We start from the raw sequence: 14,813 nt of genomic DNA on the forward strand, positions 1-14,813 counted from the left end.
GAAGACGACCTCCGGCGGCGATAACCCATACGACATTCATGACGCAAAGTTGAGCAGTTCAGCGACAGCTCATGAGAGCAGCTCCGTGACAGCTCATGAAATCAGCAACAGTATATCATGTAGTTCGTTGAATCAAGACAAAAGAGGCTTCTTATGGAATATTTCAACTACATCGAACACTACTTCGACATGGCGTCTGCCGTGCCGTTTTTCCTCGTTTCGCTCGCCGGACTCATCTTCGTGATGGGCGTGATTCTCGTCCTCGCGCGCATCCGGCAGGAGATCGATCGTCACGGCGCGTCTTCAGTCGCCACAGCGGACGAGGCCAATGCAGTCGACCTCGACGCAGGGACCCGCCCGCAGAGTCGTACCCGGCACCAGTACGCCGACCGGATCGACGACCGTCTGAACGGTCGGGAACATTGGCCGGATACGGATCCGGCGACAGAGACCCGCCCACACAGTCGTGCCCGCCGGCCGCTGCTCGATCCGGTGGATACGCGGCCGCACGAGTTCATCGAATCCTTCTACGAGATGGCGTTCGCGAGCACCTCGATTCTGCTCCTGCTGTCGCTCTACTACATCATCGGCGATCGCATCAATCTCCACACCGTAAGTAAAGTCTGGAACCAGTACAAGGACTGGGTGCTCATCGGCTTTCTGCTCGTGTCGATGCTCGTGGATCGCATCTTCGACCGCGTCCTCGTGCCGCTGCGCTACATCTCTGCGCAGAAGCGCGGCTCGGTGCGGCTGATGGCGTCGATCTACGTCATGCTGATCCTCATGTACATCCGCTTCATCTATGAGGACTACAATTACGAAAACCTGATTCTCTACTTCGTGATGCTCGTCATCGGTCGTCTCGTCTACTTCGACGTCACCTGGGATGGCTTCCGAAACGACTGTCTCGGCCTGTTCAGGAATCTCCCGGTGCTCCTCCTCATGAGCGCCTACTCTGCCACGGTCGTCTGGTACGGTTTCACATCCGGCTTCCTCATGAAGGCCAACGGTGTCATCGTCAGTACCCTGATCGCGCACCTCTTCATGGACATCTGTATCTTCCTCTTCGACCGCTCGCACTTCTTCGGCCTCTTCCTGCGCTGAGGCCTGCGCCGCCCGCAGCACGCGACCTTAAGAATTTCGTAAGGGGGTCTGACCCCATAAACTTTTGTTTAGATTCAGTTTAGAAAAATTTAATGGGGTCAGACCCCGCGGTGGCGCTTACTGCCGGCACGCGGTATAATGGGTGAAACTGCTGTGTTACAGCGCAGATCGTCGGGGAAACATCTGCTTAAATACGTCTGCTGCTCATCACCGGAAGGTGGTGAGTGTTGCATACGAAAAACGAAAGGATTTTATCTATGAACGAGAATCAGTATTTCAGCTATCTGGATGTCGGGCTGCCGGAGGCGGTAGAGAAGATGAAGCTCTGCGGAGAGCTCGAAGCTGCGGTTGACTGTATCGACCAGCGCCTCGCGTGCACGAATCTGCCGGAGAACCTCCGCTACTGCCTGCTGGCGGAGCGCGAGATGATCCGCCGTATGCCGGCTGACTTCCCGTACACCCGCGCGGAGGCGATGGACATCATCCGTGCGGAGATTCCGTCGTACACGGAGGAGGAGTTCGACGCGGCAGTCGCGTGCGGCCAGATCCGTTTCATCTATCTCCATGGCGAGATGCGGATTTTCAACCGTTTCTTCTCGAGCATGTGCAAATCCGTGCCGGAATTCCGTGATCGAACGAAGGTGGCACTGAACGGCGGCGAGAGCTCGGGCCGTGGCAGCAAGGGCGACCTGCGCCTGAACCGCTCGATGCGCATCATGAAGGAGCAGGGAGCGCTCGCGAACCGCATCACCATCCGCGCTACCGTGAAGGTAGAGGATGCGGCATTCAAGCCGGGCATGCTGGTGCGCGTGCACGTTCCGATCGCCGCTGCCTGCGAGCAGCAGAGCGACATCCGCATCGAGTCGATGTTCCCGGAAAACGGCCAGATCGCGCCGGAGGACGCCGAGCAGCGCACGGTTTACTGGGAAGAAAACATGCAGGAAAACCACGAGTTCAGCGTGACCTACTCCTATGTGCACACCGCGAAGTGGCATGACGTGGAGACGGTACTGCACGGGATGCCAATGTCTCAGGGCACGATGCAGGATGCGGGCAGCGCGTGCTGTGAAGCAGCACAGCAGCCGAGTGGTGTGCCGGAGCTGCCTTGCCTGAAGCCGGAAGCGCTTGCAGAGTACCTGAAGGATACTGCAGAGCTGGCACCGCACATCGAATTTACACCGTATATCCGGGCGCTCACCGAAGCCTGCGCACAGGGCTGCACGACCCCGCTTGAGAAGGCGAAGAGCTTCTACGACTTCATCACGAAGAACTTCAGATACACCTACATGCCGGCGTACTTCACGCTGGACAGCATCGCGGAGAACTGCGCGCGCAGCTTCACCGGCGACTGTGGTGTCTTCGCCCTGCTCTTCATCACGATGTGCCGCTGCGCCGGTATCCCGGCTGAGTGGCAGAGCGGCTTTGCAGCCGAGCCGGAATTCGTCGGCGGACACGACTGGGCACGCTTCTACGCCGAGCCATTCGGATGGCTCTTCGCAGACCCGTCCTTCGGCATTGGTGCCCGTCGGAATGAAAATGAAGAGCGCCGCCAGTTCTACTTCGGTAATCTCGACCCGTACCGCATGGTTGCAAACCGCGCCTTCCAGGCACCATTTACCGTGGACAAGCGTTATTTCCGTACCGACCCGTACGATAACCAGTACGGTGAGATCGAGACGGAAGATCGCGGCCTGCGATATGATGAGTATACGCGGAAGGCTGAGATCGTAAGTTTCGAAGAACTCGCATAAAACATATGGTACGAAGAAATCGGCCAGGGAGGGGACATTTGAATGAGACCAGACATTTCGACCTGAGTGCGGCGGCACTTCACATCATAGCCATGACTTTCATGCTTATGGATCACCTCTGGGCGACGCTTCTGCCGGCGCAGGAGTGGCTGACCTGTGTGGGACGCCTCGCCTTCCCGATCTTCGCCTTCATGACCGTCGAGGGCTACTTCCACACGCACGATTTACGGAAGTACCTGCGCCGCATGCTTGTGTTTGCACTGCTTTCCGAGATTCCGTTTGATCTCATGTACGGCGGTACCTGGTTCTACCCGGTCCACCAGAACGTCATCTGGACACTTCTGCTCGGTCTTCTCGGTATACATCTGATGGAGAAGGCGCGGAAGAAACAGAAGCTGGCGCTTTATGTGCTGACCGTGGTTCTGGTCGTGACGTTCGGTGCCGTGCTCGGCACCCTCGGCATGGTGGATTACTACGGTGCCGGCGTGCTCACGATGTTCGTTTTCTATCTCTTCCGTGGCCGTAAGTGGTGGTGCTTCCTTGGCCAGCTCCTCGCCCTGTACTGGGTCAATGTCGAGCTCCTCAGTGGTTTGATGTATTCCGTGCACATCTTCGGCACCGAAATCGAGCTGTGTCAGCAGGGCCTCGCCCTCCTTGCGCTGATCCCGATCGGACTCTACCGTGGCCGCCAGGGCTACCACAGCAGACCCTTCCAGTACGCCTGCTATGCCTTCTATCCGGTGCACATGCTCGGGCTCGTGATGGCGCTGAATTTCGTGAACCGATAAGATAAGTTATTACGGTTTCTTATCGTTTTGAACACTGATTTTGGCAATGAAATTATAAATAGTTCAATGTAGAATGAAATTCGGCTGTCTGATGTACAGCTGATGAAATTTCAGGTCAGGAGGAAAAACGATGAGAAATAAAAAAGGATTTACACTTTCGGAGCTCTTAATCGTCGTTGCAATCATCGGTGTACTCGTTGCGATATCGATTCCTATTTTCACCTCACAGCTTCATAAAGCAGAGGTGGCGACAGATTGGGCGAATCTGCGTGGTTTCTATGCGAAGCTTCAGGCGGATTACATGGAAACCGGAAAAGAGAGAACAGATATTACAAAGAAATATCCTGTTTCCAAGGACAAGCATACGTCCTTTACAGACTTACAAGGCAATACTACAAAGCTTAAAGCTGGTTTTTTTTCAGTGAGTTTTGATGAAAAAAATGGTTATAGTATTGCGTATTATTGTAATAACTTCCATCCAGAGTGTGTAATTACAATTGGAGCATAATTCAGGCTGCCGCGAGGCGGCCTTTTTCTATATATTCCTGCTGTTTTCACAAACCATGAGGATATCCGTCTCGCGCCATTATATTTTTTTGAAATTTTCGCAGAATCCTTGTTTTCGGATGTCGTGACATTAGGTCATTTTCGCAGAGTGCATGATTCGCTGGAGCATGCCATTATATTTTTCAAAATATATCACAGAAGTGTCGTTATCAGATGTTGTGCCATTAGGTCGGTTTCGCAGAGTGATGTATTTGAGCGGGGGTGACATTAACCTTTTTCGCAGAGCGTGCGCTATATCGAGTAGTGACATTATATATGAGCCTTCAGGGAGGCTGAAGTGGTGCTTCAGAGAGGGGGAGAGCGGAGTTGCCTTAAAGTCATAGCTCTGAAACAGGGCGGTTTTGCGTCAAAATCCGGAAAATCACTTGATACGCAAGCTCTCGGAATAGCCGGAGATAATGTCACAGGCGACGCAGTGACACATTTTGCGAAAATGGGTAATGGCCCAGTCTGCGCAGGGACATCTTTTACGCAATGGATAATGGCAGAAGCTTCCGGAGAGCGCGGATTGTGACAATGCGGACGTGCATCTTCCTGCGAAGAGATATAAGAAACGGCCGCCAGCATTGGCGACCGTGGAACTTACTTCTCAGTGAAGATGTGGCGGTAGATCCAGCGTACGAACGGACCGCAGTAGAACATCTGGTAGAAGATGGCCATCGGGAAGTTCATGCCCCAGGTCTGGACGAAGGTACCGAAGGTTTTGTCTTCCTTGAAGAGGATGGTGGCGATGAGGCTCATGATCGGGCACATCATGGTGCAGATGCAGAGGGAGATGGCGTAGGTGATGAAGGCCGGGCGGTCATCCGGGCGCATGACCTGGAAGGCCAGGATGTGGGCGATGCGACCGACCATGAAGAGCTCGAGGACGAAGGCGATCGGGACCATGATCGGCACCTCATGGAAAGCGGCGAGGAAACACATCGTGGACACACCGCCGGTATTGAGGGAGATGTTATAGACGATCATCCCATAAACCATGACGAAGGCCATGATGGCGGTGAATACGACATTCTGAAACTGGGTTTTCGGCATAAAAAATCCTCCTGTGATGAAACCAGTGTTGTTCGTTATCATCAGGGAGGAGTGTGCGTTTCCAATATAAACCTGTGAAATTGTCTGTCGCGTCACTTTAGCATATATCTGTGCCGCGTGTATTTCCTGTTTGGCACATCGGATACGACAGGAAAGAATGTGGTATATATCGGCCAGGCGGGTGCTAGAAAAAATGGAGAGGGGATACTGAATCGTCTCCAGGAACACAGGCTGAATCCGAATAAGGACTACTGGACGGAGGCGGTCGCATTTACCACGTCGAATAACACATTTGGGCCGACGGAGATCAGCTATCTGGAAAATCGTTTCTGTAATATGGCACTTCAGGCGCAACGTTATGAGGTAAAAAATGCAAATGAACCTACGATGGGCAATATTACGGAAGAAAAAGAATGCGAGATGGAGGAATTCATCGACAATGCGAAGCTGATCATGGGTGCGTTGGGGCATAAGGTGTTTGAAACGCTCGAGCAGCCAGTGCCAGCGGAGGACTGCGCGTCTTCGGAACAGGCAGAAAAGGGCGTTCTTCTTCATCTGGAACGAATGGTTAAGGATGTCGGAACGGTTACGGCGGATGGAAAGCAGACGGCAGATGGATTTGTGGTCTACAAGGGAAGCCATATTTCACCTACGGATGATCATACCGTCTCTGCTACGATTAAAGAGAAAAGAAAGACAGCCCGGGTCGACGAGAATGGCGTTCTTCTGGAAAACGTGTTTTTTACGAGTCCATCCTCTGCGGCCGTGTTTGTGATCGGAAAGAGCGCAAATGGGCTTACAAGCTGGAAAACGAAAGATGGAAAGACCTTGAAGTCGCTGGAAGAGGATGACGGAAAAGGAATATGATTATGAGTATGTGGGAGCAGGTGACCGGAATGGTGCCTGCTCTTTTGAGCCTTCGAAATCAGCTTCCAGCTAGATCGGGAAGGTGAATAAAGGCTGCTCGGAGGTGTTATTGACTACCTGGATTGTTGGCATCATAAAAATTATTTTAACGAGGCAAAAAGCTGCTTTCTCGGCTGGAACTCGTGCTTTTTTATAGTCTGTTTCGGGACTATGGTCTGTTTTCGGACATTTTCAAAATCGACAAGGCACGTTACACTCATAGATACTCGAGACAACACTGGGAGATTCTGAACAATTCAACTTGGAAAACAATCAATTCAGACTCTTTTCGGTGGATAAATGTCACATGAAATTGTAAATGGAACTCAACTTGGACGGTGTACGAGATTCATAGCTGTCTAAAAAATGGGGCAACAAAAATTTCTGGTGTCCTTGACAATGGGTACAATTCATTCAGAGTTCACGGAGATCATTTCAAAGAAAGGAACATGGACTATGGCTATAACAACGAGAGAACTTGCCAGGAGAGATTTTGAGTATCTGGATAAGGAAATTAAAAGGCTGGAGAATAAAATCAAACTGCTTCCAGAAGGAAAACTTGTAGTGTACAACGTGAATGGGCATCGTCGCTGCTATCAGGCATATAAGGATCCGATGACGAATAAGAAGGTTCGAAGATATATTTCAAGTCGGGACAGGACGAAGATTCAGCGGATGATTGAAAAAACGCTATGTGTAGAAGCGCTCATCGATAAAAAGGAAGAGTATAGAGGCCTGAAAATGTATCTGAATGTCTGTAAGAACGTGGAGTCGCGAAAAGACAGGAGAATTGCAGAAGTACCTGAAATTCGGGAGTACACAGACAGGCTTACAGCATTGCCGACGAAATATCAAGATTGGGAGAGGGCAGAGTTTCCGACCAATCCATTTCCAAATGAGGTGGGAATCAAGAGCGTGCTCGGCGTCGAGGTTCGGTCAAAATCAGAAGCATATATTGCATCGAGATTAAAAGCGCGAGGTCTGGCGGTGCGCTATGAGTGTGAACTGCAGCTCAATAATCGTAAGATATATCCGGATTTCACTATTATGGATCCCAGAACGGGGAAGATTTATTACTGGGAGCATCTAGGATTGATGGATGATGAGCGCTATGAAGAGCATGCGATAAAGAAGCTTCATGAGTATGCAGTCTCTGGGTACTATCCGATGATGGACCTGATCATCACGAGCGAGACGAAAGAGCGCCCACTGGATCTTGGACTCGTGGATCATATGATCGATTATTTCTTTGCGTAGATAAAATTTGCGAGTCCTGGATATAAAGAATCGTCTCACAGAATAATTCTTTGATGCATCGTGGAAAGGTCACTGCGCGCATTGCTGTGTTAACCAGGATTCGGATCGCTACGGGGCAGTGTGATGACAGCGTGGATTTTCGCAAATGTCGCAAAATCACGCTCGTGGGCATTAGGCGTTGTGGGAGTTGACGCAATAAGTGGGATGCATAGAAAAAGGCATTATCGAGATTTGCTATAGAGAGCTTTCGAAAAAATGAGCATTATCGAGATTTGCTATAGAGGGTTCTTGAAAAATAAGGCATTATGATATTTCGCAGTAGATGGGTATGAAAAAATAAGGCATTATCTTTTTCGGAAAAGTGACGCAATACAGCTTCCATAGATAAAAGGACATTATTTTCGGTAATGCCCTTTTTATTCGAAGCGGACTATTGTGTCATAAACGCAAAAATGAGGTGTCTTAGCCGGGCAAAAGCTGGAAAAAATAATGCCTTTTTGAATATGAGAGTGATATAGCAAAAAAGAGTAATGTCCTTTTAATCCCAAGCATGCTATAGCGTCACTGGAGTCGAATCATGGAAGTGTGAGTGGGGCAAGAGCGAGGAAAGGTAATGCCTTTTTAGTCCGAGACACGATGCTGTATCACAGGTTCGAGACATGGAGGTGCTGGCGGTGTGAAAGTGAGGAAGAGTAATGCTCTTTTATTCATAACTGGCTATGGTGCCATGCATCTGTGACCGGGGCGAGCAACCGGGGGTGATAATAAATCGCGAAAACAAGTCTGGACCTCCGCAGTAGGATTTTCTCTCCGAAAATGCTACTATATAGAAAGTAGACTTTGGCATGCCTGTGATATCTCCCGTCGGCGCACGGGGGACTATGTGCCGGGAAAGCCGGTGGTTTCGTCGCCGGCACACACCCTGTCCTTGCGAGTAAGGATAGAGGTAGACAGGCCATCCACTGGCAGTCATGTTGCACCGACTGTCTGATCAAGCTGAGCGAGGTCCAGCACGGTCATCCACAGGCAGTCCTGTTTTAAAAGAACGTACGAAGAGAAGAGGTAACAGATATGCGAAATTTTGATTATGTAACGCCGACGAGGCTGATTTTCGGTGAGGGTGTGATTTCGGAGCTTCCTGCGGTGATGAAGCCGTTCGGCAAGCGGGTGCTGCTCACCTATGGTGGCGGCAGTATCAAGCGGATGGGACTCTATGATAAGGTGAAGGAGCTGCTCGCGGATTTCGAGATCTATGAGCTTTCGGGCATTCAGCCGAATCCGAAGTATGATCCGAGCGTGCTGGAGGGTGTGAAGATCTGTAAGGAGCAGAAGATCGACGTGATCCTCGCGGTGGGCGGCGGCAGCGTCCTCGACTGCTCGAAGGCGATCGCTGCGGGTGCGAAGTACGAGGGTGAGCCGTGGGATCTGATCAGTGGTCAGGTACTCGCACAGGACGCGCTGCCGATGGTGGATATCCTGACCCTTGCAGCGACCGGCAGTGAGTATGATTGTGGGGGTGTTATCTCGAGAACCGAGACCAACGATAAGATCGGTTACATGGATCCGCATCTTTTCCCGCAGGCCTCCATCCTCGATCCGACCTATACCTTTACGGTGCCGAAGAAGCAGACCGCAGCTGGATGCGCAGACGCCATCAACCACATCATGGAGCAGTATTTCTGCGAGGAGTCCTCACAGCTCAATGACGGCATGATGGAGGCAGCGTTCAAGAGCCTCATGGTGAACGGTCGCAAGTGCATCGAAAATCCGGAGGATTATACCGCCCGCGCGGAGATGATGCTGGACTGCACCCTCGCCTGCAACGGTATTTTCTCCCTCGGCAACAGCCGCTCCCTGTGGCCGTGCCATGGCCTCGAGCATGCCCTGTCCGCGTACTATGACATCACGCACGGCGAGGGCCTCGCGATCATCACGCCGAGATGGATGAAGCACATCCTGAACGATCACACCGTCGACCGTCTCGCGAAGTACGGCGTCAATGTCTTCGGCCTCGACGCAGCACAGGACCGCTACGACATTGCAAACCAGGCGATCCAGGCGACCTATGATTTCTTCGCTTCCCTCGGCATCCCGATGCACCTCCGCGAGGTCGGCATCGACGACAGCCGCATCGACGAGATGGCGCACCACGTCGCCGAACTCGAGGGCCTCGACGAAGCCTGGGCTCCGCTCCAGGAAGCCGACATCGCCGCGATCTTCCGCGCATCACTGTGAGTTTAGAAAAATTTAATGGGGTCAGACCCCATTAAATTTTTATTAAGATCAAAAATCGACCCCTAAGAACCAGTAGGCCCTCCGCAAACGACTGAGTTTTCTTCATGAAAACTCAGTGTTGCGGAGGGTGCTAAGGAAAAATACTCCAACTGGTTCTAAGGAGTCGATTTTGATTTGTTTACGGCTTCTACGTATGGCTTCGGGCACTTGCCCTCTGCTCATCCCGCCGGAAATTATGCCTTATTCTTTTCGTAGATCACGAGGAGTCCCTTCAGGAGCAGGTCCTCGTCGAGGATGATGTCCTTTTTACAGTGGGAGACGATTTTCTTTGCGAGGCCGCCGGTGGCGATGACCGTGGTTTTCTCGCCGAGCTCTTCCTCGACGCGGTCGATGATGCCGTCGAGGGCAGCTGCGCTGCTGTAGAGGACACCGCTCTTCATGCACTCGACGGTGTTCTTACCGATGACGTGCTTCGGTGCGTCGATGCTGATGCCGCTGAGCTGGGAGGCACGGGCGGTGAGGGCATCGAGGGAAACACGGACACCCGGCAGGATCATGCCGCCGATGTACTGCTTCTTACTGTTAACGACAGAAACTGTAGTCGCGGTGCCCATGTCAATCACGATGAACGGCACCGGGTACTCATTGAGGCCGGCGACGGCGTCAGCGACGAGATCGGCACCGAGCTGACCAGGGTGATCCATGAGGATATTGAGCCCGGTCTTCACGCCTGGACCCAGCACCATGACTTCCTTCTTCAGAATCTTCTCCGCCGCGAGCTTCGCGGTGTTCGTGATCTGCGGCACAACCGAGGAGATGATACATCCCTCGATGTCGCTCCCCTTTATGTGGTAGATGTCGAGGACGGTCTTCAGGTCGACGGCGTACTCAAGCTCCGTTTTCGTCCGAACCGTCGAGAGGCGCTCGATGAAATAGGTCTTCTGATCATCGATGCAGCCGACCACAATATTTGTATTTCCGATATCAATCGCTAAAATCATAATATTCTCTCAATGTTATTTTAGATGTAAATGGAAGAGAAGTCCCGGAGGGCCGATAAATGAGGCCATACGGAGAGATCGAGTGAAATCAAGTCGGGTCCCCTTAGCGGCACTTGGTGTTATCTCTCCCTGGAACCCTCTGCAACGCTGAGTTTTCATAAAGAAAACTCAGTGATTGCAGAGGGCCTAGTGCCGCTTAGGGTCCCCGGCTTAGATTGAACCGATCTCGGAGTACTGTGCCTCATTTGACGACCCTCCGGGACTCTTATCGCAGCACAGCTGAAAACTTACGCAGCTTCTGTACGGATCTGTGCGGCGGTGATGAGGTGCGCTCTGGAGAGAGCCGCGCCGATCGCGCCGGTGATGATGGTGGAAGATACCATCTCGCAGACCGCGTTGATGCCGACCATGAGGCAGCAGCCGATGATGACGTTATGGCCGCCCATCAGGTTCTGAACATACTCTGTGTTTCCGAACAGTCCGACGAGTGCAGACATGAAGAAGAGGGTGTTCAGGAAGGCTGAGAAGAAGCCGGTGACAGCGCACGCCACATAGGTGTTGCTGACCTTCCGTACGCCACGGAAGATGTAGCCGAGGCAGATGCCGTCGAGAAGACGCGGGATGAAGCGCTGCACGAAGGCAAGGAACGGGTTAATGCTGAAGAGCATGACGCCCATCGCGCTGGTTCCGCCGACGCCGATGCACTGCAGGAAGCTGGTGAGACCGAATACACCACCGGCCACCGCGCCGCCGACGGGTCCGAGTACGATCGCACTGATCGCTACCGGGATCACGTTAAACGAAATCGCGAGTGGGCCAATGTTTAAGTACCCGAGCGGTGTGTAGGACATCACCAGCAGGATGGCGATCATCAGGCCGAGTAAGGTGAGCTGTGCAGTAGTGAACTTGTTGTTTTTCATTTTGTTTCCTCCTTGTTACCGTTCCGTTTCAGATGCGATGAAGATCGATCGTACACGGATACAATACGGTGATGGAAAGCGGAGCGTTTTCTGGTCCGCTTCACATGGTTGTGCCGGAAATCCGGCGATTTGCGTTGCCTTCAGTTACATGAAAGAGAGAGCTCTGATGAGGTACCGGCACGGTGATGATGTGTCCGGTCGTCAGCATTGCCCGCAGCTTAGTGTGTAAGCTGAAGAATTTTATCCAGGATCGCTATGGCTGCATCCTCCTTGCTCATAAGCGGGAGTGATACGTCCGAATCCTGTGTAATCAGAGTCAGGACATTGGTGTCACGCTGGAAGCCGGCGCCGCTTACCTTCAGGTTGTTGGCGGCGATCATGTCCAGGTGCTTCTTCTCAAGCTTGGCTCTGGAATTACTGATCATATTTTCTGTTTCCATCGAGAAGCCGCAGAGGAACTGCCCCGGGTGCTTATGCTCGCCGAGGTACTTCAGGATGTCGTCGGTTCGCTCGAGCGGTATGGAAAGCTGATCATCTTTTTTCTTTAATTTGTTGTCGGCGACGGTCGTCGGTCGGTAATCCGCGACGGCGGCAGCCTTGATGATGATGTCCTGCTGATCGCTCACGGAGGTCACGGCCTCAAACATGTCGCGTGCGGTCGTGATCGGAACGAAGTGCACGAAGTGTGGCGGCTCGATCGCGGTCGGTCCACTGACGAGTGTGACCTCCGCTCCTCGAAGCATGGCCATCTTCGCGATGGCATAGCCCATCTTGCCGGAGGAGTGATTCGTGAGATAACGCACCGGATCCAGGGCTTCCTGGGTCGGGCCGGCGGTGACGAGCACCTTCTTTCCGGCGAGGTCCTTCGTACAGGCGACTTCCCGAAGGATGTACTCGAGAAGCTCGGCTGGCTCCGGCATCTTACCGGCACCGGTGTCGCCACAGGCGAGGTAGCCGCAGGCCGGGGTGATCACTTCATAGCCGAAGGACTGCAACTTCCGGAGATTATCCTGCACGATCGGATTTTCGTACATGGCGGTGTTCATCGCCGGCGAGATGATCTTGTGGCAGCGACAGGCCATGATTGTGGTGGTGAGCATATCATCCGCGAGGCCATTTGCGATCTTTCCTATTACATTGGCACTCGCCGGGGCGATCATCACGACGTCTGCCTTCTTCGCGATGGAGACGTGCTCGACCTCAAACTGGAAATTCCGGTCGAAGGTGTCGATCAGGCACTTGTTTCCGGTCAGGGTCTCGAAGGTGATCGGGTTGATGAAGTTCGTGGCGTTCTTCGTCATCAGCACATGCACGTCGGCATGGAGCTTGTGAAGCGCGCTCGCGAGATATGCGATTTTATAGGCAGCGATACTTCCCGTTACGCCGAGAAGCACGGTCTTTCCCTGCAGCATGATGTTCCTCCTGTCCGGTCGTGATGGACTGTTTTGCGGTACAATTATAACATAGATTTTACAGAGTCACTGATTTTTTTCAGATACGTAGAAGTATACTCGAAAGCTGAAGGTCTGCATGATGATGGCTGAGCTGTTATTGACAGCTTCCAGGAATAAGAAATATTTTCAAAAGTTAGTTGACACTAACGAACACATATAGTAATATACAGTCATAGTTAGTAAAGCCTAACCAAGACAACGACAAGAATCTGTTTGAAGCGATGCCGGATGTTTTGATTCAAGCACCAGACATCCGGCGCCGCTCATCAGGCAGGAGACCTCGAGCATCTGATACTGATTTCAGCTGTGAGAGGACAGGCACCAGACGCAGTAGACCGAAGACAGGAGAGCGATATGCCGGAACAGCTTTTAATCGAGAACTGCTCGCCGACGCTGGCGGGGATGAAACCGTCGGATCCACGCCCGGAAATCGTCGGACGAGTTTCCGCATGAGATCGGCATCTTCCTCGGCTATCCGCTCGAGGATGTCGAGGGCTTCATCAACCATAAGGAAGAGGGCTGCAAGACGGTCGGCACCTGGAAGGTGTACGGCGATGTCGAGCAGGCGGAGGCGTCCTTCCGCAGATTCCGGCGCTGCACCACGATCTACCAGCGTGCATGGGCGCAGGGACGGACCCTCGAGGAGCTCACCGTCGCGAGCTGATGCTCTGTGACGCGGCCAATGCAGGCGGTCGGAGCGCACATACCTGCGCGGGCAGCACCACCTCACGGTGCCGATGTGAACGGCGGAGCGATGATCGCACGTCGGAAGCATTGAGCGAACATGACCAAATCGGTCGCTGACCATAAGCAGTGGCTGTTTGGATATATATGAAGGATGAATTTCGACCGGGCTTCGGATTTCTGCCGGAGCGACCGACTCGCCCTCGGGCGTCGAGGCATGAAATGAGCGTGTGTCTGAAATTTTTCTAAAGATGAGAGGAGGAATAATGAGCAAAGTTGCGGTTGTTTTCTGGTCCGGGACCGGTAATACCCAGCAGATGGCGAAGGCTGTTGCGGAAGGCGCACAGGAAGCCGGTGCGGAGGTGACGGTACTGGGACCATCCGAATTCTCTGCAGGAGACGTAGCGTCCTATGATGCGATCGCCTTCGGCTGCCCGGCGATGGGTGCAGAGGTTCTGGAGGAGCTAGAGTTCGAGCCGATGTTTACAGCGGTGGAGGGCTCACTGTCCGGAAAGAAGATCGGTCTCTTCGGCTCCTGGGGCTGGGGAGATGGTGCATGGATGGAGGAGTGGAAGAGCCGTTGCGACACAGACGGCGCGGATGTGATCTCCACCGTGATCTGTCAGGATGCCCCGGATGAGGAGGCACTGGCGGAGTGCAAGGCGCTGGGGACGGCACTTGCGTAAGAAACACTTTTGCGGGAATGCGACGCGCACGCGTGCGATCGAACAGCGCCTGCAATAAGAAGCACTTTTGGTATACGTACAAGATTCAAACTCTGATTTACATATGGTGACGGGGACTCCTGAACCGCGTGCACCATACTTCCTGAAAAGGAATTCTATTACCTAAGATAAAATTCATACTCCATGTAAAACCGTCGTATGTGATGATGCATACGGCGGTTTTCTGTTGTGCCCGTCTGCGTGGCACCGGCCTGCGGGCTGCACCCGCCGCAGGGGGGGAGAAGACAGGTGGGGACCGGGACGGCGATGACCCGGCGTTCAGTTATAGCACATATCCGGAAATAGAATAAAAGACATGATTGACATGTCTTTTACATCGTCGTATCATATAGCCCATGAGAGAAAAAGACGCAGACAATAAAGTC

At 52.7% G+C, this 14,813-nt stretch carries 13 protein-coding genes; 9 read left to right on the top strand and 4 right to left on the bottom strand.

Annotated features, from left to right (window positions below; all coding sequences use genetic code 11):
* The first annotated feature begins 153 nt into the window (after positions 1-153).
* From ACTQ52_RS10070 to ACTQ52_RS10085, 4 genes are all read left to right on the top strand, one after another.
* A complete protein-coding gene (locus ACTQ52_RS10070) occupies positions 154-1,104 on the top strand; it encodes a hypothetical protein (RefSeq protein WP_441982538.1) in 951 nt (316 codons plus the stop codon).
* Positions 1,105-1,361: 257 nt separating this feature from the next.
* Complete coding sequence (locus ACTQ52_RS10075) at positions 1,362-2,855, top strand: transglutaminase-like domain-containing protein (RefSeq protein WP_441982539.1); 1,494 nt, start codon at positions 1,362-1,364, stop codon at positions 2,853-2,855.
* Between the two features lie 38 nt (positions 2,856-2,893).
* A complete protein-coding gene (locus ACTQ52_RS10080; protein WP_441982540.1) occupies positions 2,894-3,643 on the top strand; it encodes a TraX family protein in 750 nt (249 codons plus the stop codon).
* Between the two features lie 130 nt (positions 3,644-3,773).
* Complete coding sequence (locus ACTQ52_RS10085; protein WP_441982541.1) at positions 3,774-4,151, top strand: type IV pilin protein; 378 nt, start codon at positions 3,774-3,776, stop codon at positions 4,149-4,151.
* Between the two features lie 641 nt (positions 4,152-4,792).
* On the opposite strand, the gene ACTQ52_RS10090 is transcribed toward ACTQ52_RS10085, so the two are convergent.
* Positions 4,793-5,245 carry a DUF2798 domain-containing protein gene (locus ACTQ52_RS10090; RefSeq protein ID WP_441982542.1) on the bottom strand — a complete coding sequence of 151 codons (453 nt, stop codon included), beginning with the start codon at positions 5,243-5,245 and terminating at the stop codon, positions 4,793-4,795.
* Positions 5,246-5,404: 159 nt separating this feature from the next.
* On the opposite strand from ACTQ52_RS10090, the gene ACTQ52_RS10095 reads away from it, so the two are divergent.
* The 3 genes from ACTQ52_RS10095 (at position 5,405) to ACTQ52_RS10105 (ending at position 9,643) form a co-directional block, all read left to right on the top strand.
* On the top strand, positions 5,405-6,112 hold the full coding sequence (locus ACTQ52_RS10095) for a GIY-YIG nuclease family protein (RefSeq protein WP_441982543.1): 708 nt from the start codon (positions 5,405-5,407) through the stop codon (positions 6,110-6,112).
* A gap of 495 nt (positions 6,113-6,607) precedes the next feature.
* Positions 6,608-7,408 carry a hypothetical protein gene (locus tag ACTQ52_RS10100; RefSeq protein ID WP_441982544.1) on the top strand — a complete coding sequence of 267 codons (801 nt, stop codon included), beginning with the start codon at positions 6,608-6,610 and terminating at the stop codon, positions 7,406-7,408.
* Positions 7,409-8,479: 1,071 nt separating this feature from the next.
* Entirely contained in the window at positions 8,480-9,643 is a 1,164-nt protein-coding gene (locus tag ACTQ52_RS10105) for an iron-containing alcohol dehydrogenase (protein WP_410043780.1), read from the top strand.
* 233 nt (positions 9,644-9,876) lie between these two features.
* Here ACTQ52_RS10105 and ACTQ52_RS10110 read toward each other — a convergent pair whose 3' ends face one another.
* The 3 genes from ACTQ52_RS10110 to coaBC form a co-directional block, all read right to left on the bottom strand.
* Positions 9,877-10,644, bottom strand: coding sequence for a type III pantothenate kinase (locus tag ACTQ52_RS10110; protein WP_441982545.1), 768 nt, complete (start codon positions 10,642-10,644; stop codon positions 9,877-9,879).
* A gap of 287 nt (positions 10,645-10,931) precedes the next feature.
* Entirely contained in the window at positions 10,932-11,564 is a 633-nt protein-coding gene (locus tag ACTQ52_RS10115) for an ECF transporter S component (RefSeq protein WP_441982546.1), read from the bottom strand.
* A 218-nt stretch (positions 11,565-11,782) separates the two neighbouring features.
* Positions 11,783-12,976 (bottom strand): bifunctional phosphopantothenoylcysteine decarboxylase/phosphopantothenate--cysteine ligase CoaBC, encoded by a 1,194-nt coding sequence (gene coaBC / locus ACTQ52_RS10120; protein WP_441982547.1) that lies wholly within the window; start codon positions 12,974-12,976, stop codon positions 11,783-11,785.
* Between the two features lie 457 nt (positions 12,977-13,433).
* Here coaBC and ACTQ52_RS10125 point away from each other — a divergent pair, with 457 nt between their 5' ends.
* Positions 13,434-13,682 (top strand): DUF3793 family protein, encoded by a 249-nt coding sequence (locus ACTQ52_RS10125; RefSeq protein WP_441982569.1) that lies wholly within the window; start codon positions 13,434-13,436, stop codon positions 13,680-13,682.
* Positions 13,683-13,968: 286 nt separating this feature from the next.
* A complete protein-coding gene (locus ACTQ52_RS10130; RefSeq protein WP_441982548.1) occupies positions 13,969-14,388 on the top strand; it encodes a flavodoxin in 420 nt (139 codons plus the stop codon).
* Positions 14,389-14,813 lie beyond the last annotated feature (425 nt).

The sequence above is a fragment of the Oribacterium sp. Sow4_G1_1 genome (assembly GCF_052116105.1).
Lineage (GTDB): Bacteria > Bacillota > Clostridia > Lachnospirales > Lachnospiraceae > Oribacterium.

Bases quoted from the DNA above. Each gene is read 5' to 3' on its own strand.
- ACTQ52_RS10115 (WP_441982546.1), bottom strand. From the start codon at position 11,564: ATGAAAAACAACAAGTTCACTACTGCACAGCTCACCTTACTCGGCCTG.
- ACTQ52_RS10130 (WP_441982548.1), top strand. From the start codon at position 13,969: ATGAGCAAAGTTGCGGTTGTTTTCTGGTCCGGGACCGGTAATACCCAG.
- ACTQ52_RS10100 (WP_441982544.1), top strand. From the start codon at position 6,608: ATGGCTATAACAACGAGAGAACTTGCCAGGAGAGATTTTGAGTATCTG.
- ACTQ52_RS10070 (WP_441982538.1), top strand. From the start codon at position 154: ATGGAATATTTCAACTACATCGAACACTACTTCGACATGGCGTCTGCC.
- ACTQ52_RS10085 (WP_441982541.1), top strand. From the start codon at position 3,774: ATGAGAAATAAAAAAGGATTTACACTTTCGGAGCTCTTAATCGTCGTT.
- coaBC (WP_441982547.1), bottom strand. From the start codon at position 12,976: ATGCTGCAGGGAAAGACCGTGCTTCTCGGCGTAACGGGAAGTATCGCT.
- ACTQ52_RS10110 (WP_441982545.1), bottom strand. From the start codon at position 10,644: ATGATTTTAGCGATTGATATCGGAAATACAAATATTGTGGTCGGCTGC.
- ACTQ52_RS10105 (WP_410043780.1), top strand. From the start codon at position 8,480: ATGCGAAATTTTGATTATGTAACGCCGACGAGGCTGATTTTCGGTGAG.
- ACTQ52_RS10075 (WP_441982539.1), top strand. From the start codon at position 1,362: ATGAACGAGAATCAGTATTTCAGCTATCTGGATGTCGGGCTGCCGGAG.
- ACTQ52_RS10090 (WP_441982542.1), bottom strand. From the start codon at position 5,245: ATGCCGAAAACCCAGTTTCAGAATGTCGTATTCACCGCCATCATGGCC.